Origin of the sequence: Methylorubrum aminovorans (assembly GCF_022179725.1) — a bacterium.
Classification (GTDB): domain Bacteria; phylum Pseudomonadota; class Alphaproteobacteria; order Rhizobiales; family Beijerinckiaceae; genus Methylobacterium; species Methylobacterium aminovorans.
Genome location: NZ_BPRC01000006.1, coordinates 1 through 25,328, shown reverse-complemented (window position 1 = coordinate 25,328; position 25,328 = coordinate 1). Strand labels below are relative to the sequence as shown.

The window sequence follows — 25,328 nt, the reverse complement described above, 5'->3', positions numbered from 1 at the left end:
CCGCAGCCACGGCAACCTGTCATCAACCCTTCGAGCCCAGGCTCGGAGGCCGACCTCGGCGAGGCCGACATGCTGAAGACGACAACGCTCGGTCTGGCCCTCCTCCTGGCGCTGTCCGCCTGCCAGGACGGCCAGTACGCGGCCTCGACGCGCCACCTCGCGCCGATCCCGCCGGCGACCCTGGCCCTGATGTCGGCCAAGGGTGTCTCGCCGGCGGATCCGATCCTGATGCGGGCCTACAAGAAGGAGTCCGAGATCGAGCTCTGGAAGCGCGGCACGGACGGCAAGTACGCCCTCCTGAAGACCTACGCGATGTGCCGCTGGTCGGGTCAGCTGGGGCCCAAGACCCGGGAGGGGGACCGGCAGGCGCCGGAGGGCTTCTACGCGGTGACGCCCGCGTCCATGAACCCGAATTCGAGCCTCTATCTCTCGTTCAATCTCGGGTACCCGAACGAGTACGACCGCTCCCTGGGACGCACCGGCGCGCACCTGATGGTGCACGGCTCGTGCTCGTCGCGGGGCTGCTTCGCGATGACGGACGAGGTGATCTCGGAACTCTATGCCGTGGTGCGGGAGGCCTTCGCGGGCGGCCAGCGCGCCGTCCAGTTCCAGTCCTACCCGTTCCGCATGACGCCGGAGAACTTGGCCCGGCATCGCCAGGACCCGAACATCGCGTTCTGGAGGAACCTCAAGGAGGGGTCCGACCGGTTCGAGGTCACGGGGGCCGAGCAGGGCGTCGGCGTCGCCGATGGCCGATACGTGTTCGATGCCGGCGACGAGGCCACCGCTGGCGCGGTCGCGCGGAGGCAGGCGGATGACGAGCGGCAGGTCGCCGCCCTCGTGGCGAGCGGGACGCCCGCCGTCCGGCTGGTGTACGAGGACGGCGGCCAGCACCGGTCGTTCCGAGAGACCATGGTCGCGGCCGGAGGCGGTCTCGGCGAGGTGAGCCGCCCCGAGGCTCTGGCCGCAGGGCCGCGTGAGGTCGCCGTGCCGGCCGCGGGCCCGGTTGCTCTCGCCGGCAAGCGGGAGCCGGTCCGGGGTGCGGCGGCACGCAAGCCGGCGGGGCCCGGCGGGACCGAGGCGGAGCGCCAACGCCTTCTCAAGATCTTCGCCGCGGCCGGGGCCGGTCAGGAGTGACGATCCTGCGTCCATCATTCCGCCGGGGCTGAACCGATGGCCATCGACGCCTCAAGCGTGGGCTTCCTGGCGGCCTTCGCGGCCGGCGCCGTGTCGTTCCTATCGCCCTGCGTGCTGCCCCTCGTTCCGGGCTACGTGTCGTACGTCGCGGGGCAGTCGGCCGCCGGCGAGCGCGACAGCCTGCGCACGCTCGGCCTGAGCCTTTGCTTCGTGCTCGGGTTCACGACCGTCTTCGTCGCGTTCGGCGCGGGGGCGAGCGCGCTCGGCTTCGCCCTGCTCGCCCATCGCGAGGCGCTGAACCTCGCCTCGGGCTTGCTGGTGATCCTGTTCGGCCTGTTCACGGCCGGTCTGCTGCGGCCCGCCTGGCTGCAGCGTGAGCTGCGCTGGCACGGCGATCCGCCGGGTCAGGGGCCCGTCGCCGCCTATCTCCTCGGAACGGCCTTCGCCTTCGGATGGACCCCATGCATCGGTCCCGTCCTCGGTGCCATCCTGGCAGTCACGGCCTCCTCGGCCGCGGGCAAGGGCGTCGCCCTGCTCACCGTCTACTCGCTCGGGCTTGGCGTGCCGTTCGTGGCGGCGGCCCTTTTCCTGTCAGGCTTCGTCGCGCGCCTTCGGACCCTACGCTGGTTCGGTCGTGCGCTTCAGCTCGTCGGCGGGGGCGTGATGGTGGCGATGGGGCTGCTGATGGTGACCGACCGCATGAGCGCCGTGGCTTCCCTCCTCGTGGAGGCCTTCCCCGTGCTTGGGCGGATCGGTTGAGGCATGGTCCTCCGCAGGCGTGCTGTTGAGCATGCGACTGCAGGCTGCCACGAGCGTGAGCCGACCCTTGTTGAAGAACAAGATTCGGCACTATCCTGGGTAAGCCGCGCGCATCGCCGCGAGGGCCTCAGGGGCGTGGGCCGAACAGGATCACCGTCATGCCGACGAGGCAGATCGCACCGCCCGTAACGTCCCATCGGTCCGGACGGTAGCCTTCCGCACCCCATAGCCAGAGGATGGCCGCCACGATGTAGATGCCTCCGTAGGCCGCATAAGCCCTGCCTGCCGCCTCGCTCTCGACTAAGGTAAGCAGGTAGGCGAAGAGCGCAAGCGATGCCATGCCGGGGAGCAACCAGAGGGGTGATCTGTCCAGGCGCAGCCAGGCCCAGAACGCGAAGCATCCAACGATTTCGGCGAGGGCCGCGCCCGCATAGGCGAGGAAGGTCGTCATTTCTGAGTGGTCTCGTTGCTCTTGAAGTCTGTCAAGCTTGCAATGCGAGGTCCGCGATCCTGATAGGACTGCCGCTGGTTCGCGTGGTGCTCACGGATACTGTTCGGCGACCTGCCGGAACAGAGCGGCGCCACCGTCGTCCTCGTCATGGCTGACCGGCGCCGTGGCGCGGGCGCCGCCGAAGCGCGCATAGAGGGCCGGAAGTACGACCAGGGTCAGCATGGTGGCGCTGATCAAGCCGCGGATGAACACGGTCGCGAGCGGCTTCTGGACCTCCGTGCCGGTCCCCGCCGCCAGCGTCACCGGGACGAACCCGAGCGAGGGCAACAAGCGCGGTCATGGCGTCCTTCAGGATGGCGATCAGCGCCGGCACGAAGGTCAGCGACAGGACGAAGGCGGCAACGAGCGCGATGATGACGGTCGGCGCCATCGGCTCGAACATCTTGCCCTCGACCCTGGCCACGCCCGGCACGGTCTTGATCTGCGGCCGGACGATCCATTCCTGGAAGGTCCGCAGGTAGGCGGCCTTCTCCAGCTCCGTCCTCAGCCCCAGTCCCTCAGGTGTCAGGTATCTGTCGTCCGATTGCCAGCCCGGTTCGCCTAAACACGACGCCTTCCACGCGTCGGGCGCCGTGTAGCGCACGGTCCACATGAATATCTCGTCGAGGCCGGTCATGATCGGCCCCATATGAGGCTGGAATTCGGACGGCCGCCCCTCGCGCGCCTCGCCTAGGCGCTCCACCAACTGGCGGCGGGCGAAGTAGACCTTGACCTCGTCGGCGAAGACCGCCGTGACCTGGGAGAAGTCGTTACGCGAACGCAAACGGATGTATTCCGAACCCTTGATGCCGGCGAGCGTGGTCTCGACCGGTCAGGTCACCTGCTTCTCGATATCGAAGGGCGAGAGCGTGGGCGCGACGGTGTTGAACAGCACCTGGTTGCTGTTGATATCGGGCACGAAGTCGAGCCAGCCCTGTCGAACGGGGAAGGCGAGGATACGGGAGATCAGGTCCGGTCGCCCTCAGTCGTCGCCCGCTTCGGATTTGCGGAGCTCGGCCTTGAGGATGAAGGAGTTGGCAACCGCGATGGTGGCGCCCGACTTCAGTCCGGAGACGACCTCGTAGGAATCGTCGTCCGAGCGTCCGAGCTCGACCTCCCGCTTCTCGAAGCCCTCCTCAGTGCGCACGAAAACGACGCGCTCGCCCCCGACCGTCTGCAGGGCGGCCTTCGGGACGTGCACCTCGACCGCGTCGTTCGCGATCTCCACCCCGGCAGTGACGAAGGCGCCGGGGCGCCATGCAAGGTCAGGGTTCGGCAGGGCGACGATGACCCGCGCCGAGCGGGTGTCCGGGTTCAAGAACGGGCTGACGAAGACGACCTTGCCGTCGGCATGGCGGCCGCCGGCCTCATGGGCATGGGTGACAGCTACGGGTGCGCCCTCCCGAACCATGGCGAGCTCGTGTGTCGGCACCGACAGCTCGATCCATACGGTCGAGAGGTCGGCGACGGTGTAGATGTCGGCGGGGTCGCCCTTGCCGCCGACCGTCGTCCCGACCTCGACCTTGCGCTCGACGACCCGGCCGGCGAGCGACGAGCGGAGCTCGTACCGGCGCAGGGTGGATTGGTTCAGGGTGGCACCTTCTCGTTTCTGTACGGCTGCGACATCGGTCGCGCTCAGCCCGAGGGCGGACAGCTTCTGGCTGGCGAGGTCGACGCGCAAGGTGGCTTCCGTGTAGGTTGCCCTGGTCCGCAGGTAGACCTGCTCCGACGAGATGCGCTTGTCCCAGAGCGCCTGCTGCCGGTCGAAGTTGGTCTTCTCCAGCTCGGCGCGTACCGAGGCGATGAGGTACTCGCTCTTGGCGTCGGCGACGTCACGGCTTTCGAGGACGGCGACGATCTCGTCCTTGGCAACCCGGTCGCCGAGGCGCTTGCGCATCTCCGTGACGGTACCCACGACCCGGGCCGGGACGCGCGCGATCCGGTCGGTGTCGGGGGTGATGGCGCCGGGTACCAGGAGGTGCCGGGCGAGCGTGCCGCCCTCGACTTTCACGACCGAGATGTTGAGCGCCGCCACCTCCTCGGGTCCCATCCGGATTGCGCCCTTCTCGGGGTGCTCCTCGCCCGGCTCGTACCCGTGCTTCCCGATCTCGTGGCCGTTCGTGGCCTTGGGGGTTCCCGGCTTCTTGACGTCGTCATCTCCGTCGGGCGGCGTCCCAGCCTTCGAGGGTTCGTGGTTGGCGGTGATGGGTGGCACGGTGATGGTGAACAGGTCTTTCGGCAGCCCGGCGGCGGCCAGATTGTCCCTGACGAAGCGGGCGACGGCGGGGACGGCTGCGCCTATGGCGATGCCGGTGGCCAGGAGGACCGCGAACAGGAGGAGGCGCATGGGGGCCGCTCGACAAGGACGCCGGACGGCCTGCTTGGGCGGTCACGGTCGTTCCCGTTGGATCAGGTGATGGACGAACCGGCGCCGAGATGTGGGCCGGGCGAACGCGCTCTTGGGAGCGCGGCGTCACCTTACGCGCGGGGCGGTCTCGCCAGTCGGTCGGGAGTGACGGAGGTCGGAACCTCGGCCACCCAGGAAAAGCCCAGGCCGGCGAACTCCGTCGACGGCGTGACGTGGGAGGAGACTTGGAGAGGGGCCACCTGATGGCAGCCACAAAGGAGGCGGCAGGCCAAACCCGGATTGCCGGCCTCGGTGGGCATGGGCGTGACTAGCGTCCCCACACCGATTGCGTTTTGGTAGCGGCCGCCATGATCAGCAAGATCGTCGCCGGAGCCCGCAACGGTCGAAACGATGAACATGGCCAGGGCAAGCAAGAGCGCGCGGGCACCGAATGCGCACCACTCCTGCAACACGGCACAACGCCTATGCCAACCGCCGACACCCATCGAGGTTCTTATGCGCGATTTTGGTTTGTTCGCACAAGAACAACCATCACGCCCCGACCCTCCCAAATCGGGAAGCCCCACTACCCGCGGCACGTCATCAAAGAAAGCGCGTCCTGTTCCGTTACAAGATCGGATGCGGCGGCTGCACCAAGCCCATCACCTGCACCATCCAAGCCATCGAGCCGTGCGCTCAAGTCGGGATCAATTTGCGGGCCGATCTCGTGTCCGTGGCCGCGGATCCGGCTGAGCCGCTGCTCGCGGCAGCTTGAAATGCCGCAGCGGCAACCAAACCTTCATCCCCCCATTTTCGTTTCACATGCGGACATGGTCCCGCCACCGAAATCGGTGTAAGCCAGACCTCATAAGCCTCGACCGGCAAATCATGCGCCTGACGGCGGTGGTGATCCTCGCGATCATCGCCTACGTCGCGCCGTCTGCCGTCCAAGCCCACGACGGCCATGCCCACCACGGTCGTCATCAATCAACGACTCAGGCGAACGCAGCGCCTCCCGTCGCGACGAGGCCGATTACCCTCCCGTCCCGCATCGTCGGTGGCCCTGCCGAAACCCGGCTTGCGCTCGACGGACAATCCCCGGCAGCCGAGCCGCTGTCTTCGCTGCAGGCTGACGATGCCGGTGGGAGATGCTGCCCTGTCGGCTGCAGGGGCTCATGCTGCGGGACGATGGTATGCTGCCCGTCCGGCGTCGTCGCCGGCGCCGCGTCGCTTTCCAGGCCCCTGTCTGGGAACGTCGTGCTGATCCCGCACGACGTCGATGCCCGTTCAGGCGTCGACCCCGAGGCCCTGCCCGAGCCCCCACGAACCCTCGCGTGAAGTAGGGCGCGCCTGAGGCGCGCGACGCCCGGAATGCGCCCGCTATCGGCGCCGTCCGGACTTCCCGACGCGAGGATTCCTATTCATGTCGACCCGTTTTGCCGCCGCCTATGGCGTGGTGGCGCTGCTTGCTGCCGTCCTAACGGGGCCTGCGCTTGCCCACGAGGGCCACGACCACGGCGCCGTGCCGCCGCCCCTCTCGAAGACCATCGCGCCGCGCGGCGAGGCGCTTTCGGACGCCTTCGAACTCGTCGCCGTCCCGCGCGACGGCACCCTGACGCTGTTCCTCGACCGCTTCCGGACGAACGAGCCGGTGCCCGGCGCGACCATCGAGGTCGAGACGCCGGACGGTCCCAGGGTCGCGACCGCCACGACCGACGGCGGCTACGCGCTGCCGGTCCCGTGGCTGTCGAAGCCCGGCCGGCACGAGCTCCTCGCGACCGTCACGGCCGGGGACGCGGTCGATGTGCTGACCGTGGCGGTCACAGTGCCCGACCCGAAGGTCGCCGCGGCCGCGGCGCCTGCCAAGCCGGCCCCGGCTCAGGCTGCCCTGGCGCGCGTCTCCGAGGTCGCCCACGGCATCAGGGAACGGCTGATGGCCAAGGACCCGGCCCTGGTGGCCGCGGTCGCCGTCGCCTTCCTGCTCGGCGTGCTCGTGACGGCGCTCGCACGCGGGCGCCGTGGCGCGCCGGCGGTGGCGCTGGTCGCCATCGGCATCACCCTCGTCCTCGGCACCGCCGCCTTCGCGCACGGCGACGAGGACCACGGCTCAACCGTTGAGGGCGCCGCCCTGATCGAGCCGCGCCAGACGACGCCGGCCTCGTCGGACCTCGCGCAGCGCCTGCCCGACGGCTCCGTCTTCGTGCCGAAGCCGACGCAACGGCTGCTGGTCCTGCGCACCATCATGACCGAGCAGGGCAGCTTCCACCGCTCGGTCGAGTTGCCGGGCCGCATCATCCCGGACCCGAACGCCAGCGGCGTCGTCCAGTCCTCGGTCGGCGGACGGATCTCGCCACCGCCGTCCGGCGTCTTCCCTCGCCTCGGCACGAAGGTTCGCAAGGGCGACGTGCTCGCCACGGTGACGCCGCCGGTCCAGGCCGTCGACGTCTCCGACATGCGCCAGCGCCAGGGCGAACTCGACCAGCAGATCGCCATCGTCGAGCGCCGGGTCGAGCGCTACCGGAAGCTCGCCACGACCGGCGCCGTCGCCACGACCCAGCTCGACGACGCGGTCGCGGAGCTCAATGGCCTGCACGACCGCCGCGCGGCCCTCGACAAGATCCGCCAGCAGCCCGAGGCCCTGGTCTCGCCCGTCGACGGCGTGGTGGCGCAGGCGACCGCAGTGGCCGGGCAGATGGCGGCGCCCGGCGCCATGGTCTTCCAGATCGTCGATCCAAACCGCCTCTGGGTCGAGGCCCTCAGCTTCGACGCTCTGACCGCGGCGCAGAACGCTACGGCCCGTCTCGCCGACGGACGGACCCTGAAGCTCGCCTACCAGGGCACGGGGCTCGCCGACCGCAACCAGGCCATACCGGTCCAGTTCGCGGTCCAGGGCGACGCCTCCGGCCTGCGGGTCGGCCAGTTCGTCACGGTGCTGGCCGGGACCGACACCGAGCAGGCCGGCCTGGCGCTGCCGCGCTCTGCCGTGGTGCGCACCGGCAACGGGCAGGACGTCGTCTACGAGCACACCACCGCCGAGCGCTTCGAGGCGCGGCCCGTTCGGGTCGAGCCGCTCGACGGCGGCCGGGTGCTCGTGGCCGAGGGGATCGGGTCCGGTAAGCGGGTCGTGACCCAGGGCGCCGAACTCCTCGACCAGGTTCGCTGAGGAGGCCGCCCGATGTTCACCTTCCTCGTCAGCCAGTCGGTCCGCAACCGCCTGCTCGTCCTCGCGCTCGCCGCGGTGCTGGTACTGTACGGCGCCTTCACCGCGACCAAGCTGCCGGTCGACGTCTTTCCCGACCTCAACAGACCCACCGTCACGGTCATGACGGAGGCGGAAGGGTACGCCCCCCAGGAGGTCGAGCAACTCGTCACTTATCCCATCGAGACCCGGATGAACGGTCTCCCCGGCGTGACCCGCGTGCGCTCGGTCTCGGGCGTGGGCCTGTCCATCACCTACGTCGAGTTCGACTGGGGGACCGACATCTATCGGAACCGGCAGCAGGTCGCGGAGCGCCTGTCCCTCGTCCAGGACCAGCTGCCCCGCGGCGTCACCCCTGTGATGGGCCCTGTCTCCTCGATCATGGGCCAGATCCTGCTGGTGGCGGTCACCAGCGAGACCGCGACCCCCATGCAGGTGCGCGAGGTCGCCGACTTCACCATCCGGCCGCGCCTGCTGACCATTCCGGGCGTGGCGCAGGTCATCCCCATCGGCGGCGAGGTGCGCCAGTTCCGGGTCAGCCCCAACCCAGCGGCGATGCGCGCGCTCGGGGTGACCAATGCCCAGCTGGAGACGGCGCTGGCGCAGTTCGGCACCAACGCCGGCGGCGGCTTCACCGATCAGAACGCCCGCGAGTACCTGATCCGGAGCATCGGCCGGACCATGAGCCTCGACGACCTGCGCAACCTCGTGGTCGCGACGGTCGCCGACACGCCTGTATACCTGCGCCAGGTCGGGGAGGTGTCCTTTGCCGCGAAGGTGAAGCGGGGCGACGCCGGCTACATGGCCAAGCCAGCGGTCATCGTCTCGGTCGAGAAACAACCCGACGTCGACACCGTGCGGCTGACCCGCAGCATCGAGACCGCACTGAAGGAACTCAACCCGAACCTGCCCGGCGGCATCAAGGCCGACCAAGTGCTGTTCCGGCAGGCAGACTTCATCGAGACCTCGATCCGCAACGTCGAGCGCGTCCTCGTCGAGGCCGTGCTGGTCGTGGCGGTGGTGCTGTTCGCCTTCCTGCTGAACGTGCGCACCACGGCGATCTCGCTGCTCGCCATCCCGGTCTCGGTGCTGACGACCGCGGTGGTGTTCCACCTGTTCGGGCTGTCCATCAACACGATGACGCTCGGGGGCCTGGCCATCGCCATCGGCGAGCTCGTCGACGACGCGGTGGTCGATGTCGAGAACATCTACCGGCGGCTCGGCGAGAACCGAAAGGCCGGCAACCCGAAGAGCGTGTTCCAGGTGGTGGTGGAGGCCTCGAACGAGGTGCGCTCCGGCATCGTCTACGCGACGCTGATCATCATCCTGGTGTTCGTGCCGCTCTTCGCCCTCTCGGGCATCGAGGGCCGGCTCTTCGCACCCCTGGGGCAGGCCTACATCATCTCCATCCTGGCGAGCCTGCTCACCTCCATCACCCTGACGCCGGTGCTGGCGTCGCTGCTGCTCCCGGGGCTCAGGAACCTTGAGGAGCACGACAGCCGCTTCCTCAAGCTGCTCAAGCGGGGCAACGCCGCCCTGCTGCGGGTCGCCTTCCGGCACAAGGGCTGGCTCGTCGGAAGCGTCGCCGTGGCGGTCGCCGCCGCGGGCGTCGCCGCCTGGAACCTGCCCCGGGCCTTCCTGCCTCCGTTCAACGAGGGCTCGTTCACGGTCAGCATGACCTTCAACCCGGGCATCTCGCTCGCCGAGAGCAACCGGGTCGGGCTGATCGCCGAGAAGCTGCTCCTGGACATCCCGGGCGTGAAGGCGGTGGGCCGCCGGACCGGTCGGGCCGAACTCGACGAGCACGCCGAGGGCGTCCACTCCTCCGAGATCGACGTGGCGCTCGACGAAGGTACGAAGCGTCCGAAGGAGGCGCTGGTCGCCGACATCCGCGGGCGCCTCGCCGCCCTTCCGGTGGCGGTCAACGTCGGCCAGCCGATCTCGCACAGGCTCGACCACATGCTCTCGGGCGTGCGGGCCGAGATCGCGCTCAAGGTGTTCGGCGACGACCTCGACGCCCTGCGGCGGGTCGCGAACTCCCTGCGCGACCGCATGGCCTCGATCCCGGGTCTCGCGGACCTGCAAGTCGAGCGGCAGGTGCGCATCCCGCAGCTTGAGGTGCGCGTCGACTACACCCGGGCGGCCCTTTACGGCGTCCAGCCCGCGGCCGTCGTCGAGCAGATCAGCCGCCTCTCCAACGGTCGGGTGGTCTCGACGGTCGTCGACGGCGTGCGCCGCTTCGACGTGGTATTGCGCCTCGCCGAGAACCGCCGGACGACGACGGGGCTGGGCGACCTCCTCCTGGAGACGCCCTCGGGCTGGGTGCCGGCGCGCCAGGTCGCCGACATCCGCGAGACCGACGGGCCGAACCAGATCCTGCGCGAGAACGCCCGGCGCCGCATCGTGGTGCAGGCCAACACCACGGCCGGCACCGACATGGCGACCGTCGTGGCCGCCATCCGCGAGGCGGTGGCGAAGGAGCCGATGCCGCCCGGCTTCTTCACCAGCCTGGAAGGCACTTTCCAGGCGCAGGAGGAGGCGAGCCGGACCATCGCGGCGCTCTCGGCGCTCTCTCTGGCCCTGGTCTTCGCCATCCTGTTCAGCCGCTACCGCTCGGCCGCCCTGGCGCTCATCATCATGGGCAACGTGCCGCTCGCCCTGATCGGCTCGGTGGCCGCGCTCTGGCTGGTGGGGCAGCCGCTCTCGGTGGCGTCGATGATCGGCTTCATCACGCTGACCGGCATCGCCGCCCGCAACGGCATCCTGAAGATCAGCCACTACCTGAACCTGTCACTGCACGAGGGTATGCCGTTCGGGCCCGACCTCGTGGTGCGCGGCAGCCTGGAGCGGCTGACCCCGGTGCTGATGACGGCGCTCTCGGCGGGCGTGGCGCTGGTGCCGCTGCTCTACGACGCCGCGAGCCCGGGCAAGGAGATCCTGCACCCGGTGGCGGTGACGATCTTCGGCGGCCTCGTCAGCGCGACGCTGCTCGACACCTTCCTGACCCCCGTCCTGTTCCTGCGCTTCGGCCGCAAGCCGCTGGAGCGGCTGCACGCCCTGCACGCCGAGGCGCCGGCCGACCCGTCCCCGGACGGCGCGCGACCGCGCCCGGCCGAGGCCTACTGACCCCCGAGGAGAACCAGCATGATCCTGCACAGACTGACCCTCGTCGCCGGCCTGATGGCGGCGACCGCGGCGTACGCCCACGAAAGCGCCGGCCAGCACGGCGGCCGGGTAGCCGACGCCGGGAAGTTCCACGTCGAGCTCGCTACCAAGGGCGAGACCGTCGACGTCTTCCTGTCGGACGGCGGCCAGAAGCCGGTGCCGGCCACGGGCTTCAAGGGCACGGCCATCCTCGTCGTCGGCGGCAAGCCGACCCGGGTCCCCCTGCAGCCGGCCGACGGCAACCGACTGACAGGGACGGCCCCGGTGGCGCTCGGGGACAGCCCGAAGGGCGCCGTGCAGCTCACCGCGCCCGACGGTGCCACGGCCAGCGGCAAGTTCGACTGAACATCGCCCCCTGTCGCGAGCGCGACCGGAAGGGGGCCTGAAGATCCCACGCAGGGATGCAGGGGGAGCCGCCCGAGGCGGGTGCCCGTGCCGGAGCCATCGGTCGACGAGCTGCACGCCGGCGACCGGCCAACCTCAATGAGCCAAGGAGTTCACCACATGAAAATCGCCGCTCTCGCCACCCTTCTGATGGCCTTCGGTGCGGCATCGCCCGCCTTCGCCGACGACCAGGGCAACGCGAACGCCGAGCAGCAGACGCAGCCCACGCCGAGCCGCGGCGGCACGGCGGGAGGGCCTGCCCACGACATGCGTCTCGGGGACACGGCCCCCGCGAAGTCCGGCGAGCGGATGGACCACGGACGTTCCGACGGAACGGCCACCAAGCCTCCCCACGGTCACTGAACGCCGCCGCGCCTCACGACGCCCCGTCGCGCCGGAGCGGACGTCCGTTCCGGCGCGACGGCATCCCACGCCATCGAAAAAGGTAACGACCATGAAAATCCCGAACACGCTCGCCATCGCCGCCATTCTCGGTCTCGGTTTGGCCGGTACCGCCCACGCGCAGGACATGAAGGACCACGGTTCGATGTCCTCCATGAAGCCGGACCCGAAGGACGACGCCTCGACCAAGGACTTCAAGGCCGCCGACATGGCCATGATGAAGGACATGGCCGTCGCTTACACCGGCAACCCGGACGTCGATTTCCGCACCCACATGATTCCGCACCACAAGGGCGCGGTCGCGATGGCCAGGGTTGCCCTGAAGCACGCCAAGGACCCGTCCACCAAGGCTATGGCCCAGAAGATCATCGACGACCAGGAGAAGGAGATCGGCGAGATGGAGGCGTGGCTGAAGCAGCACGCCAAGTAGGTCGGCCGCGCCCCGATCCGGGGCACCCATCCCGACGGGGACGCCCGCCGTCCCCGTCACCTGTTCGACGTCCTTGGACAGCCTCGGCCTGCTTCCCGTCACCGGAAGCCGGTGACCGAAGGCGATGCGAACCCACGGGAGCCAGGTCATGCCGCATAGCGTCCCCCCCTCGCACGAGCGCCACGGCCATCATGCCGGGCACGACCATGCGCAACTTGGGCACGGTGATCACGAGACCCAGGCTTCCGGCACCGGGACGGTCAAGGATCCCGTCTGCGGGATGACGGTCGATCCGCACGCCGCGAAGCATCGGGCCGAGCACGCCGGGCACCCGTACTACTTCTGCTCGAACGGATGCCGGACCAAGTTCGAGGCCGATCCGGTCCGCTACCTCGATCCGGGGCAGGCGAGGGTGGAGCCGGTGCCGGAGGGTACGATCTACACCTGCCCGATGCACCCGGAGGTGCGGCAGGTCGGCCCGGGAGGCTGCCCCATCTGCGGGATGGCGCTTGAGCCGGCCGTGGTCGGCGCCGACACCGGCCCCAGCGAGGAGTTGGTCGACATGACCCGACGCTTTCGGGTCGGGCTCGTGCTGACGCTCCCCGTCTTCGTCCTGGAGATGGGTGGCCACCTGTTCGGGCTGGCGGAACGCCTCGGGCAGCAAACCTCGAACTGGATACAGTTCGTGCTCGCCGCGCCTGTGGTGCTCTGGGCGGGCTGGCCGTTCTTCGTGCGTGGCTATCGTTCCGTGGTCTCGCGCAACCTCAACATGTTCACGCTGGTTTCGCTGGGGACGGGCTGCGCCTTCCTCTACAGCGTCGTCGCCACAGCTGCCCCGGGCCTGTTCCCGCAGGCCCTGCGCGGGCATGGCGGGGCCGTGCCTGCCTACTTCGAGGCGGCGGCCGTCATCACGGTTCTGGTGCTCCTCGGGCAGGTACTGGAACTTCGCGCCCGCGAGAGCACCGGCGGCGCGATCCGTGCCCTGCTCGACCTGACGCCGAAGACGGCCCACCGCATTCGACCGGACGGCTCCGAGGAAGAGACGTCCCTCGACGCCATCGCGGCCGGCGACCGGTTGCGGGTGCGCCCGGGCGAGAAGGTGCCGGTCGACGGCTTCGTCGCCGAGGGGCGGAGCTCGGTGGACGAGAGCCTGGTGACGGGGGAATCGATGCCGGTCACCAAGGCGGCGGGCGCCCCCGTGGTCGGCGGCAGCCTGAACCAGTCCGGGGCCCTCGTGATCGAGGCCACGAAGGTCGGGCGCGACACCATGCTGGCCCGCATCGTCCAGATGGTGGCCGAGGCCCAGCGCTCGCGCGCACCCATCCAGCGCCTCGCCGACCAAGTGGCCGGCTGGTTCGTGCCCGCCGTCATCGGCGTGGCGGTCCTCGCGTTCCTCGCCTGGATGGTCTTCGGGCCGGAGCCGCGCTTCACCTTCGCGCTCTTGGCCGCCGTCGCGGTGCTCATCATTGCCTGCCCCTGCGCGCTCGGGCTCGCCACGCCGATGTCCATCATGGTCGGCGTCGGACGGGGTGCCGGGGCCGGCGTCCTGGTCAAGAACGCCGAGGCCCTGGAGCGCATGGAGCGGGTGGGCACCCTCCTGGTCGACAAGACAGGCACGCTGACCGAGGGCAAGCCGGCGGTCACCCGGATCGTGCCTTCAGCTAGCTTCGATGAGGCTACGGTGCTGCGCCTCGCGGCGAGCGTCGAGCGGGCGAGCGAGCACCCGCTGGCCACGGCGGTCGTGCGGGCCGCGGAGGAGCGCGGCGTCGCGACCGCCGCCGTCGCCGACTTCGAAAGCCCGACCGGCAAGGGCGCGTTCGGCACCGTGGAGGGGCGCCGGGTTGCGCTCGGCAACGCGGCCTTCCTGCGCGAGCATGGCGTGGACGTGTCGGCATATGCGGCAGGGGCGGACGAACTGAGGCGAGACGGCGCGACCGCGATCTTCGCCGCCGTCGACGGACGGGTGGCGGGCGTCATCGCCATCGCCGACCCCGTCAAGGCGACGACCGCGGAGGCGCTGGCGGCGCTCCGGACCGAGGGCATCCGGGTGGTGATGCTGACCGGCGACAACCGCACCACCGCCGAGGCCGTCGCCCGCCGCCTCGGCATCGAGGAGGTCGAGGCGGAGGTGCTGCCCGACCGGAAGGCCGCCGTGGTCGAGCGCTACAAGGCGGCCGGGCAGGTGGTCGCCATGGCGGGCGACGGCGTCAACGACGCCCCCGCGCTCGCCGCGGCGGACGTCGGCATCGCGATGGGCACCGGCACGGACGTGGCCATCGAGAGCGCCGGCCTGACGCTGCTCAAGGGCGACTTGATGGGGATCGTGCGGGCGCGGCGCCTTTCGAAGGCGGTGATGGGCAACATCCGCCAGAACCTGTTCTTCGCCTTCGTCTACAACGCCGCCGGCGTGCCGGTCGCGGCCGGGGTGCTGTACCCGTTCCTGGGTATCCTGCTCTCGCCCGTCATCGCCGCCGCTGCCATGGCGCTGTCCTCGGTCAGCGTCATCGGCAACGCCCTGCGCCTGCGGACGGCCCGGCTCGATCCTTGAGGCTACGTGTCGGCCGAGCAGGGTCTGCGCGTGAGCATGATCGCGGCAGCACCATGGGTCCGCAGACCCGGCATGTGAGCCGCGCACGGGCCCCCGCGGCCTCGGGACGAAGCACAGAAAGGTGATCGTCCCCTCGCTCGCACCGGCCGGGGTCAATCTTGAACGGCGTGTGAGGCCAGGCCACCTGACGGGCCGCGCCTGCGGATGGGCGCCCTACGGAGAAGATCATGCCGCACCACGACACGACGGCCCTCTCGGGGGTCATTCAGCACGTTTTTGCCCATCGCTTCACGGTGGAGGCCGGCGGCGGGACGCATCTGGCCGATCTCGGCCCTAAGGGAGCGGAGGCCTTCCCGCTCGTGGCGGGCCTGCATGTGGACATCGAGGGCGAGCGTCGCCCGTCCGAGATCAAGGTGACGCGGATCGCAGCCGAGAGCCGGGAACCCGTGCACATCCAGCATAAGAAGCCTTGTCACCCGCCTGGCGATAAGCGACCGGACATGCCGGCCGACCCATCGCGCGTGCTGGAGGCGGTGAAGGCCGCGGGCTGGACCCCGTCGGGGGACCTTCGCCGCAAGCCGAAGCACTTCGAAGTTCTCGCGCGCCAGGCTGGCGGGGCGTGGGCCGAGCTTCACGTGGATTTCGGCGGGACGATCTACAAGAACAAGTCACCCGATCCTACGAAGTGGGCCGCTGCCCTGGCCTAACGGCTTCGACGGGGCGGCGCACGTGCGCCGCCCCGTTCAGAGTTCGTCCTGCCGCCGACGGCCGGGGATCACGCGTTCGGGCGGGCGGCGCTTATCCGGCCCTCGGCTTGGTCCGGACCGCAACGATGGAAGCGACATCCCTCCGCCGGTCAATTTTTCCGGCGTGATATGGCCGAGGCAACGGCCTCCAAGCGGCACCGTTCGTCGCAACGAGGGCCTCCTGAACGGCCCCATGTCCGGAATTCACCCCAGTCCGGCCAGCGGCGACCTAGCTCCGGGTCGACCTCACCTCCGTTCACCGCGGCGGAATCCTCCCCGCTCCGGAGGCGACAGGTTCGGCGTCGGCGGAACCGGCGCCGCGGCGGGCGAAGGCGGTCAGCACCAGTCGGTCCGGCCCTTCCTCAGCCAGAAGTGACTCTGGCATCCCACTTGACGCCAGACGCTCGGCGTCAGCGACGCGGTCCCGTCCCAGTGTCGGCGGATGCGCCAGCCCGGCCGGTCGCCGGGAACGAGCGAGAGCTTGATCGTCTCGCCGCAGCCGCACGGGCACCCGAAGGCCGCGAACCACTGATGGCCATCCTCACCCACGACGTAGACCGTGCGAGGCGCGGGCGTATCGGGCTCCTCGTCGACGAAATCCACGGTGTGACGCCCGAGGCGGCGGGCGACCCAGGACAGGGACGCCCGGAGCAGCGTAACGGGAAGTCCCGCCATCACGCCGCCCTCATGAGCATGTCGAGATGCGGTCGGTTCAGGAACGGCCTCATGTCGCCTCGACCGAGGTATCGCGCGAGCGCGTCGTCCGTGCCCTCTTCCGGCGCGAACTGCCAGAACCCGGCCGTCAGGCTTAGGGTCTGGACGGCGAAATCGCCGTTCGGGTCGAGCCGCGACGGATGCAACCTCAGCAGCAACTCGACCACCGCGAGGCTGGAGAACAGGCCGTTCACCGCACCCACGGCCGGCCGCTCCTGCGGCACGCCGCGGATGTAGCCGCGCGCGAGGCGGTCCTCGTAGGCCGCGGGGTCCTGCCTCCTCAGGCTTTCGGCCTCAAGCATCCCGTCCGTGTAGAGACCGCGTCCCCGGAGGCTGGAGCGCCCCGGCTGCAGGTAGTGGACCGACCCGCAGATCTGGTCGATGCCACCCTCGCCATCGGCGTCGAGCATCACCCCGATGTCCAGGTAGGCCAGGACGTAGAACGTCGCGAGGCGATTCAGCAGGTCGCGGCCCTCGACCCCGTCCATGCACCCGAACACGACGTCGCAGGTCGAAACGGCCCTGAGCGCGTCCGGTCGGGACAGGTCGCAGGGAAAGGCCTCCACCCTCGCACCGAGCCCGAGGCGTTCGACGAAGGCCGCCAGAACCTCCACCTTCGGCCGACCCACGTCGGCGAGCGTCGTGTTGACGATGCGGTTGAGGTTCTTGTCCTCGACCAGGTCGGGGTCGACCAGCACGATCTCGCCGACGCCGAGGCGGGCGATCTGGTCAACGACCGGACCGCCGGTCCCGGAGCACCCCACGACCCCGACGCGGAGGTGCCGCATCGCCTCGAACGTCGCGCGTCCGAAGGCTTGGGCGTGCCGCCGCGCGAACTCGGGAACGGCCTGGGCGGCGTGAACGGGGGGCCGGTGGAAGCGGAGGTCATCGCCGACGACGCCGACGTGGTCGAGCGGCGCGTGCGTGCCGTCCTCGCCATGGGCCCGGGCGATCATCGTCCCGTCCGGGACCATCACCGCGCTGAGGTGCGGCTGGCCGTCGTCGACCCAGGCATGGACCCCGCCGAACAGGTCGGCATCCGCGGCGTCGTCCACCTCGCTGAAGCGCAGGTCGCCGCCCGGATGGCTGTGGACCTTGGCCACGGCCATGCCGCGCTTCGCCGCCTCCGCGAGCAGGGGCTCCAGGTAGGCGGTCGGCCAAGTCACGCGCCTGTCGGTGCGCTCGCAGGCATGGTGCGGGATCGGGACGATCCGGTTCACGACGAATTTCGTCCGTCCGGGCGAGGCGGCGCGCCCGCAGAGCATCAGGGCGACCGCCTCGCGGCCGTCGCCGGGGAAGAGGTGGGCGCAAAGCGCGGCGTGTTGCGCGCCGGTCAGGGCGAGGGTGGTGCGCATGTCAGGCGGCCCCCACTTCCTTGGCGAGGCAATGCTCGACCAGCGCGAGGTGCGTGCCGATGTCGTCGACGTCCGGGCGCCAGGGGTTCTCGCCGGTGCGGTGACGCGACCAACCCTGCCAGTGCTTGCCCTCGAAGGTGTCCCCGACCAGGGCGCGGATCGGAACCCCGTCGGCCCGGGCGAGCGGGGGGTGGAAGTAGAACATGTCGATCTGAGTCGAGGGATACCCCGGCAGCAGGCGCAGCATCAGGTCCGCCTTGGCCGGGGCGTACCCGGTGCGGACGGGATAGTCGCGGACGACGACGCGGGTGGCGCCCGCCTCCTGGATCGCCTCCCAGCGGTGGCCGGCCGCGTCGAGCGTCTCCTCGTCGCCTTCGGGAAGCGCGAAATCCCGGCGGCGGGGGAGCGGCTGCTCCCCCTCCGTCTGGTCGAGCGGCAGGGTGACGAAGCGCTCCTCGCCGCTGTCGCTCACGTGCACGACCTCGTCGAGGCCGATGCGCTTCAACTGGGCGCCGACCTTCTGGAAAATCTTCCAGCGATCCGGGTGCGCCTTGCCCGCGATAACGAGCAGGTCTCGGCCGGTGAGGTCCGGCAGCGGGTTCTCGTAGCTCTTCTTGTCGATGCGGAAGCCGTAGACCTTGACCGCGCGGACGCCGTCCTCGTCCGTGCGGGGGGCGTCGTCGTCGTGGTGGCCGTGGTTCTCGTTGGTGTTCATCCCGTTGCCTTTCGATCATCCCGGGAAGCCATCCTTCCCGGCCCGTCGAGGGGTTGATCGAAAGGGGCCGGCCAAGCCGGAAACGGCCGGGCCAAGTTTTTTTCGGCCGCGGGCCGAGCAGTCTGTTAGGGGCTCCGGGCCGCGCTACCGGCCCCACGCCAGGGGTCGCCGCACCACCGCCGAGCCGCCGGGAAGGCCGGGGCAGGCGAAGTGATGCGGGCAGCGCGGGCAGCGGGATCCCACGCTCGGGGCGAACAGTCCCGCCCCGATGCCGGACATGTGAGCGACGACGGCGGCACGAAGCTCGTCCCGCTTCTTCGGCGGGATCTCCACCGGTTGCCGGCTGCCGCCGGTGAGATGCACCGCCTCGACCACAACGGGTTCGCCGAACGTCACCTCCGCCGCGGCATCCAGGACGATGTACTCGATCTCCTTCAGCAGCGCCGACGGTGCCTTCCTCGTCGCGACGCGGCGCACGACGAGGCGTCCGTCCGCGTTGCGGACCACGTCGTGCGCCCTGGAAAGGACGCTTCCTCCCGCAACGGCCAGGCTCAAGGCCTCGGGAGGCAGCCTGCCTTCCTCGTCACGCAGGCCGAGGAGGAACCGCAGCATCTCGTCCGCGATGGTCCTGTAAGCCTCGGCGTGCCCGTGGTCGACCGGGCCGTGCTCGGTCCAGGCCGCGGCGAAGGCCTCGCCGAAGCCCTCCGGCTCAGCGCGCCCGGCGTCGAAGTTGCGGTCGAGCCAACGGACCGTCTCCGCCACGGCGTTGTGCATCCGCATGTACGGCGTCTCGTCGCGGCGTCCGCCCAGGCCGAGCAGGTAGGTGTAGAGGAAGCGCAGCCCGCATTTCCCGTAGGAATCGAGGTGCTGGTGGTCGAGCGCGAACGGCGTCTCCCATGTGATGGGAACGGCGGCCGGGCCGGATGGCGGCGGAGGCGACGGGAGCCGGACGAGTGCGGGCGGCCGGCCCAGCGTGGCGGCGATCCGGGCGTTGTAGTCGGACGGGTTCCGCTTCTTGGTCCCGCCGGCCATCATGGTGGACCGGTAGAGGCGCAGGTCGTCTCGCGCGCGGGAGAGCAGGACGAAGAAGAGGCAGGCCTCCTGCTCTTCGTGGCCCGTCAGGCAGGCCTGCGGGCCGGTGAGGCCGTCGCTGCCCTCGATCAGCGCGTCCGGCGGCGGGCAAGGCGGCGGCTTGGCCGTTCGCGGCAGGCCCGTCTTGATCATGCCGGGCGCATGGACGAGCTGGAACTCCAAGCCCTTGCAGGCGTGGATCGTCATGATGCGCACCGCGTCCAGTTCGAGGGCGGCGTCCGGGACGTGCCTGAGCGATTTCTCCTCGCCGAGGACGACCAGCCTCTTGATCCGGCGGAGCGCCTCGAAGGTCGGGAACTGACCCTCGACCGGCAATGACCGCAGGAAGTTCAGGAATTGCCAGATCGCAATGCCCGCCATCCGTTCGGGCAGGGTACCTGAGGCCGCGATCCTCCGGCCGATGCCGAGCCGGTCCAGCACCAGCGCGCTCGCGATGCGCCACGGAGGCGTCCGATCCGCGAAGCCCCCGCAGACCTCTCGCAGGCGCCGCAGCGGCGCCGTCGCCGAGGGGCCGAGGCCGGGGATGGCGTCGGCGGCGGCCAGCCAGTCGAGGGGCGGCCCTGAAGCGTCCCTCAGATGGGCGGCGACCGCGGCGACGTCGCCGAGCTCCATCTCGAACCCCGGCATCGTGGCGACGCGGACGAGCGTTGCGGCGCGGGGATCGTGGAAGAGTGCGAGCAGGCAGAGCAGCTCCTTCACCTCCGGCCGTTCGAACAGCGGCCCGAGGTAGAGGACCGGTACGTCCCGGGCGATCAGGCCTGCGGCGAACTCCGCGAGGCGGTCGTTGGTCGTGCACAGGACCGCCTGTTCGCGGTAGTCCACCCCCGCAGCCTTCGCCTGCGCCGCGGAGGCGGCCACCAGCGCGACCTCGTCGTCGGGGGTGCCGGCGTCGTGCAGCACCGGTTTGAGGCCGGACGCCCCCCTGTCGGGGGCTAGGCCGAGCGCGCCGAGCGGGCGGAAGGCGTCGACGCTCGCGGCGAAGCTCGTGAAGGTGTCGATGATCTCCTTGCGCGACCGGTAGTTGACGTCGAGCGCCCCGAGGGTCGCCCCGGGATAGTGCGCCCGGAACGCGGCCATGCTGGCCGAGGTGGCGCCCCGGAACCGGTAGATCGATTGGCGGGCGTCGCCGACGACCCACAGCCGCTCGCCCTCGTCGGCCGCCAGCGCCCGGATCAAGCGCACGGTGGCGAGGTTGACGTCCTGGTACTCGTCGACGAGCAGGTGGCGATGGCGGAGCGACAGCGCCTTGGCCACGTCGGGATGCTCGGCCGCAAGTCGCACGGGCCTCATGACGAGGTCACCGAAATCGAGGGCATCGGCCTCCGAGAGCAGCCTCTCGTAAGCCTCGTAGACGATGGCTTCCTCATGCGCCCGCGCCGCCCTCAGGCGCGTCGCGTCGTCCGTGGCGGCACGCTGCATCGCATCGGCCAATTCACGGTAGCGCACGTGGTCGACGAGTTCGTCCTTGGCGCGGGAAATGGCCGAGAGGATGTTCGAGAGATCCTGCACCGGGTCCCAGAGGTCCCGGTAATGCGCCAGCGGCAGGCTCGCCAGAACCCCCTCCAGCATCGTGATGGCCGTGGGCTTGTCGACGAGCTTCGGGCTCGCGCTTCGTCCGAGGCGTTCGTGGAAGCGGCGGATCACGTCCAGCCCGAACGCGTGGAAGGTGCCCGTCCAGACCGAGGCGGCCGCCTCGGGCCGCGACAGGGCGAGCCGATCCATCAGCTCGGCCGCCGCCTTGTTCGAGAAGGTCAGGACGAGGATTCCGTTCGGGTCGATCCCCTCGTCGACGAGGCTCTCGATCCTTCTGACCAACGTGCGGGTCTTGCCCGTCCCGGGCCCCGCCTGGAGCAGGTAGGGGCCGCCACGATGGGCGACCGCCGCATCCTGGCTCGGGTCCGGCCGCATCGTGGCCGCGGGGGCGGGGGCGGCGTCCGGCACGACGGGAAGCAGTAGCGCGTCCAGCAGTTGCTGGGTCACCACGTCCGGGCAGATGCCGAGCCGCCCGGCGATGTCGGCGACGCTCATCCCGTCTTGGTGATGGCGACGCGCGACGGCTCGCGGCAGCACCAGTTCGCGCGCGAACAGGTCGGCCTGGACCTCGCGGCGCTCCCCACGCCCGTAGTCGGCCAGCCGCTCGACGGCGATGCCGCTCTCGGAGGATCGGCTCGGGTCGGTATGCGTAGTGACGACGGGAGCGGTCCCGCCGTGCATCACCACGTGCCCGAGCTCATGTCCGAGCAGGAGCGCATCGCCTCCGGGGGTGCCCGTCTCGCCGTACAGGATGCCCTTCGACTTCGGGTCGAGCCGTGCCCGGCCTCCGTTCAGGGAGACGTCGCCCGCGTGGACGGGCTGGTGCCAGAGGCCGTGGCCCTCAATGGCCCGCACGGCAAGGTCGAACGGCTGCCAGGGATCGGCTCCCTCGGCGACCATCTCGGCATGGATGCGGGCGGCCTGCTTCCGCCCCGCCTCAATCGGATCCACGTTCGGCCTCTGCCATCGCGAGCAGACGCCGCCGTTGATCCGCCGTCAGGCCCGAGCTCGCCACCGCCTCCTCGAAAGTCTGCTTCACGCCGACCTCCGGCTTGCCGTCGGCCTTGGCCATCGTTCCGGCCGGCATGGATGCGGGGCGCTCCAACAGGGCGATGACCGTGTCGACGCCATGCCCGACCTCGTCCGCGATGTCCCTGGCCAGCGCCTTGGGGAAGGACGCGGCCTCGATAAGGCCATCCCGGACCTTGATCAGGAAGGCGGGTGTCACTCCGAGCCGGGCCGCGAGCCGTGGGAATGACGGGCCGGCGAAGCCCGCGAAGACGTCCGGCGAAGGCTCGACCACCGCGCCGGCCCGGGACTTCGCCGGGGGGCTGGCGATGCCTGCCTGGAAGCGAGCCCATGCCGACGACACGGTGCGCGCCGTCGCGGCGTCAGCCGCGGGGACCGGCCGCGAGGGTTCCAGCACCAACTCGACCGCAAGGTCGGTGAGCTCGCGGCGGAGGTCCGGGTACTCCTTCGTAAAGGCCTCCAACCGCTTCGGGGTGGGTTCGCCTTCCGCCGCGAAGGTCAGGAGGATTTCCTGCGCGCGGTGCGAGGGGCTGGTCGTCATCGTCTCTCTCCGAGTTCCCGACGCAGCGTCTCGTACGCATTCCTGAGGCGATAACGTACCGCCCGGTCCGAGACGCCGCAAAGCTTCGCTATGGTCTCCGTGTCCCCTCCCTCGATGCGGTGGCCTTCGAGGAAGAGGGCTACGGCTTCCCGCTGAAGGGGTGGCAGACGGTCGATCGCGCGAAGCAGCTCGTTCCGGAAATGTTCTTTTTCCTGTTCGGACCCGTCGGCGGCGAAGGCTTGGCTGATACGGTTCGTCAGGGCCGGGACGGCATCACCTTCACCGTCGCCCATGTCTTCGATGTGGTCGGTCCCCTCCGCCCGGCTTTCGGAACGCCGCAGCACGCCGATGCGCAAGGCGGTCATGGCGCGGGCGAACCGCACCTCGAAGAAATCCAGCTTGATGCCCGGAGACTGCCTGTCCTCGACGAGGAGATCGACGAGGCGGTTGACGACCTCGGTCCGCAACTCCTCCGCGTCGTAGCGGCGGCTGGTCCGGATCGAGCCCTTCAGGGAGCGCTCGACCCTCTCGATCAACACCTCGAACAGTCTCTGGAAACGGGTGTCCGTGTTGTCGTGGCGTGTCGAACGCAGCAGATGGACCAAGCATTCGCTCTCGACGTAGCCGGGCGCCTTGGGGTCCTCCGCCCGTGCCTCACGCACGATCCCATCCAGGTCGAGGGCGGCCAATCGGTCGAGGGCGGCTTCTATCGAAGGGGGGCGCACATACGACTCTCCCTTCTTGGTTCGTCGGTTGAGCGGGGGAGCCATCGCGAAGTCGGGATCAAGCCATGGAAACGGGGATCACCCAGCTCACGTGGCCACTTAGAGTGGCCGAAATTCGGCAGCGCCGACACGGTTGTGCAATGGCTTGGGGATCTTGCGCGCCGCCATGAACTCAATCGCCTTGGGATGTCGAGGAGCGGCATACCCGCTCCGGCGGGGACCGCGGGTTCGAGACGGCGGGCCTCGCATCGTCGGCACAAGACTCAGCCGATGATGGGCGCTCAAGGTGTCGCGGGCCGGCTCGGCGGAGTAGTCGCTTCCCCCATCCACATCAGGCTCATCCGAGGCGCGGGGGCACGGCGGCAACTCTCTTCCCCGAGCGCGACCGTGAGGCGTCCGCCTCATGCACGGGAGGGCGCAAACCGGCGCCCTCCCGACACGCGGTCTCCTACCGTCGCGGACTTGGCTCCCGCGGACCGCCGAGGGTGTGGACCCAAGGCCTTTCGGGTGGGCGCCGCGCCTTGGAGCCAACCAGCCTTTTGCGCTCCGACGGCGGCGGCAGGACCTTGACCGACGGGGGCCCGAAGAAGGCGAGTTGGACAGCCAGGGACGTGCCCATGGCGAGCTCCTGGTCGACCGCCGCCAGACGGAAGGTCCGCCCCGCCACCATCGCTTCGATCTGGCGCAGGTCGACGGGGTCGACCACTGCGGCGACCTCGAAACGGCCGCCGGAATCCTCGCCATCCAGGAACTCGATCCACTCGTCGGACCGGTAGGCGAGGCCGACGACCATCAGGTCGGCCCCGGCAATCTTCGTCGGCGGATACAAGGGTTCGGGCACCCCCGGGCCGACGGCCGACGCGCCCGCGTCACCGGGCGTCTCCCGCGCTTCGCGTGCGGGATCTCGATCATGCTTCGTGTTCAATGACAGCTCCGCGCTGGCGACGCACAGCCGGTCGATGCCTGGCGGCTGGCGTCGTTCGAGCCGGAGCGGAACGGGGACTCTTGCCAAGGGCGGTGGGAGATGCGAATCCACTGCCCATGCGCCGAAGCGCCCGTTTCCGCCCTCGGCGGTTCGGGGTTGCTGACCGGGGTGCCTTTGGCCTCGTGAGGGCGCACCCCGGTCGATGGATCGCAAGGAGGCGTGTGTGGGCGGCTACCCGCACACGCCTACCTGCGCGACGGCGGTTCCGGAACTTTCATTCCCTTACTCCTGGTCGGCTCGGGCCGACGCGGCCCGGGCAGCGCCTTGTACCGCGAGCACGGCCCTGGGAGTCAAGTCTGACCACCGCCTTTTACTGCAGGATCGGCCTGCGATCTGGCATGATCGCGAGATGATGCTCGATTGAAGCAGGATATCAGAGTGGCGTCGAAGCATTCCAAGGATTGAATAGCCTATTCTTTCGGATTTGATCTTGAAATATGAAAAAGCTCAATCCAGGCAGTCACTTATACAGAATGCCCGATCAAAGAGGCGACGGAAGGAGCAACGACGCAATCCTTGCCCCTGCTCCGGCAATCCTTCGCTGGCGGGTGGAGGAAACCGCGGGCAGGCTTGGCACCGCCGCGCCGACCTCAAGGGCGATCCGCGTGTCGGAAGCGGGGCGGCCCATGGTGCGCGATGTGGGTTGAGTCGGCCGCCGGTCCCATCCGGCCCAAGTATCGAGGCGGCCTGGGCGACGGTGGTACATAGCCGTCTCCGGAGCGGCCGGTGCCGCGCGAAAGCGTCATGTCCGGGTGGATGCCGGGCCCGCGCTTAGCCCTGCGGGCCGTCGACCGGGGGCATGCCTTCCCCGAGCGGGGATATTTTTTCCGCCTGGTGGTTGCCGGACACCGTCCCGGTAATGGCCGACGCAATATCTCCGCTTTCCCACCCCTTAGTACCGCACCGGAGCAATCCAGAGCAAACGTATGGCCCGCCCCGTCCGCAAGTGGCTCTGGTTCCGCTGGTCTGGGCAGTCTGCACAAACGTATCCGGCCTTCCGGCGAGCCGTTGGCCAAGATGGAGATCCGCGCG

The 25,328-nt window shown here is 69.7% G+C and carries 19 protein-coding genes and 1 pseudogene; 10 read left to right on the top strand and 10 right to left on the bottom strand.

The features are described from left to right. Positions 1–69: 69 nt before the first annotated feature. The gene (locus tag MFF24_RS10455; protein ID WP_012455884.1) at positions 70–1,137 is read left to right on the top strand and encodes a L,D-transpeptidase family protein; all 1,068 of its coding nucleotides are present in this window, start codon (positions 70–72) and stop codon (positions 1,135–1,137) included. Positions 1,138–1,173: 36 nt separating this feature from the next. Continuing rightward, complete coding sequence (locus tag MFF24_RS10450; RefSeq protein ID WP_003596964.1) at positions 1,174–1,896, top strand: cytochrome c biogenesis CcdA family protein; 723 nt, start codon at positions 1,174–1,176, stop codon at positions 1,894–1,896. 127 nt (positions 1,897–2,023) lie between these two features. Here the strand turns inward: MFF24_RS10450 and MFF24_RS10445 are convergent, their stop codons facing one another. From MFF24_RS10445 to MFF24_RS10425, 3 genes and pseudogenes are all read right to left on the bottom strand, one after another. Continuing rightward, positions 2,024–2,347, bottom strand: a complete 324-nt coding sequence (locus tag MFF24_RS10445) for a YnfA family protein (RefSeq protein ID WP_003596966.1) — start codon at positions 2,345–2,347, stop codon at positions 2,024–2,026. Between the two features lie 90 nt (positions 2,348–2,437). After that, positions 2,438–3,356 (bottom strand): annotated as a pseudogene (locus tag MFF24_RS29050) (efflux RND transporter permease subunit). Positions 3,357–3,368: 12 nt separating this feature from the next. After that, the gene (locus MFF24_RS10425; protein ID WP_238224429.1) at positions 3,369–4,733 is read right to left on the bottom strand and encodes an efflux RND transporter periplasmic adaptor subunit; all 1,365 of its coding nucleotides are present in this window, start codon (positions 4,731–4,733) and stop codon (positions 3,369–3,371) included. 888 nt (positions 4,734–5,621) lie between these two features. Here MFF24_RS10425 and MFF24_RS10420 point away from each other — a divergent pair. The 8 genes from MFF24_RS10420 (at position 5,622) to MFF24_RS10385 (ending at position 15,568) form a co-directional block, all read left to right on the top strand. Beyond that, positions 5,622–6,071 (top strand): hypothetical protein, encoded by a 450-nt coding sequence (locus MFF24_RS10420; protein ID WP_238224428.1) that lies wholly within the window; start codon positions 5,622–5,624, stop codon positions 6,069–6,071. Positions 6,072–6,156: 85 nt separating this feature from the next. After that, positions 6,157–7,896 (top strand): efflux RND transporter periplasmic adaptor subunit, encoded by a 1,740-nt coding sequence (locus MFF24_RS10415; protein WP_012455885.1) that lies wholly within the window; start codon positions 6,157–6,159, stop codon positions 7,894–7,896. 12 nt (positions 7,897–7,908) lie between these two features. After that, positions 7,909–11,058: an efflux RND transporter permease subunit gene (locus tag MFF24_RS10410; RefSeq protein WP_003596977.1), complete on the top strand. Its 3,150-nt coding sequence runs from the start codon at positions 7,909–7,911 to the stop codon at positions 11,056–11,058. An 18-nt stretch (positions 11,059–11,076) separates the two neighbouring features. Further along, positions 11,077–11,442, top strand: a complete 366-nt coding sequence (locus MFF24_RS10405; protein WP_003596978.1) for a hypothetical protein — start codon at positions 11,077–11,079, stop codon at positions 11,440–11,442. Positions 11,443–11,601: 159 nt separating this feature from the next. Next, positions 11,602–11,844 (top strand): hypothetical protein, encoded by a 243-nt coding sequence (locus tag MFF24_RS10400; protein ID WP_003596981.1) that lies wholly within the window; start codon positions 11,602–11,604, stop codon positions 11,842–11,844. A 91-nt stretch (positions 11,845–11,935) separates the two neighbouring features. Then, entirely contained in the window at positions 11,936–12,313 is a 378-nt protein-coding gene (gene copM / locus MFF24_RS10395) for a CopM family metallochaperone (protein WP_003596982.1), read from the top strand. A 148-nt stretch (positions 12,314–12,461) separates the two neighbouring features. Next, positions 12,462–14,861: a heavy metal translocating P-type ATPase gene (locus MFF24_RS10390; protein WP_003596983.1), complete on the top strand. Its 2,400-nt coding sequence runs from the start codon at positions 12,462–12,464 to the stop codon at positions 14,859–14,861. A 227-nt stretch (positions 14,862–15,088) separates the two neighbouring features. After that, positions 15,089–15,568, top strand: a complete 480-nt coding sequence (locus tag MFF24_RS10385) for a hypothetical protein (RefSeq protein WP_003596984.1) — start codon at positions 15,089–15,091, stop codon at positions 15,566–15,568. A gap of 375 nt (positions 15,569–15,943) precedes the next feature. On the opposite strand, the gene MFF24_RS10380 is transcribed toward MFF24_RS10385, so the two are convergent. From MFF24_RS10380 to MFF24_RS10350, 7 genes are all read right to left on the bottom strand, one after another. Further along, positions 15,944–16,282: a ubiquitination-like system serine protease family protein gene (locus tag MFF24_RS10380; protein WP_003596985.1), complete on the bottom strand. Its 339-nt coding sequence runs from the start codon at positions 16,280–16,282 to the stop codon at positions 15,944–15,946. After that, positions 16,282–17,676, bottom strand: a complete 1,395-nt coding sequence (locus tag MFF24_RS10375; RefSeq protein ID WP_003596986.1) for a ThiF family adenylyltransferase — start codon at positions 17,674–17,676, stop codon at positions 16,282–16,284. Before MFF24_RS10375 ends, MFF24_RS10380 begins: the two co-directional genes overlap by 1 nt. A gap of 1 nt (position 17,677) precedes the next feature. Further along, positions 17,678–18,391 carry a multiubiquitin domain-containing protein gene (locus tag MFF24_RS10370; RefSeq protein ID WP_003596987.1) on the bottom strand — a complete coding sequence of 238 codons (714 nt, stop codon included), beginning with the start codon at positions 18,389–18,391 and terminating at the stop codon, positions 17,678–17,680. A gap of 144 nt (positions 18,392–18,535) precedes the next feature. Then, positions 18,536–21,967, bottom strand: a complete 3,432-nt coding sequence (locus MFF24_RS10365) for an ATP-dependent helicase (RefSeq protein WP_012455886.1) — start codon at positions 21,965–21,967, stop codon at positions 18,536–18,538. Then, positions 21,954–22,586, bottom strand: coding sequence for a hypothetical protein (locus MFF24_RS10360; RefSeq protein WP_012455887.1), 633 nt, complete (start codon positions 22,584–22,586; stop codon positions 21,954–21,956). The genes MFF24_RS10365 and MFF24_RS10360 overlap by 14 nt, the downstream gene beginning before the upstream one ends. After that, a complete protein-coding gene (locus MFF24_RS10355; RefSeq protein WP_238224427.1) occupies positions 22,583–23,311 on the bottom strand; it encodes a sigma factor-like helix-turn-helix DNA-binding protein in 729 nt (242 codons plus the stop codon). Before MFF24_RS10355 ends, MFF24_RS10360 begins: the two co-directional genes overlap by 4 nt. Positions 23,312–23,759: 448 nt before the next feature. Then, positions 23,760–24,347: a hypothetical protein gene (locus MFF24_RS10350; RefSeq protein ID WP_238224426.1), complete on the bottom strand. Its 588-nt coding sequence runs from the start codon at positions 24,345–24,347 to the stop codon at positions 23,760–23,762. Positions 24,348–25,328 lie beyond the last annotated feature (981 nt).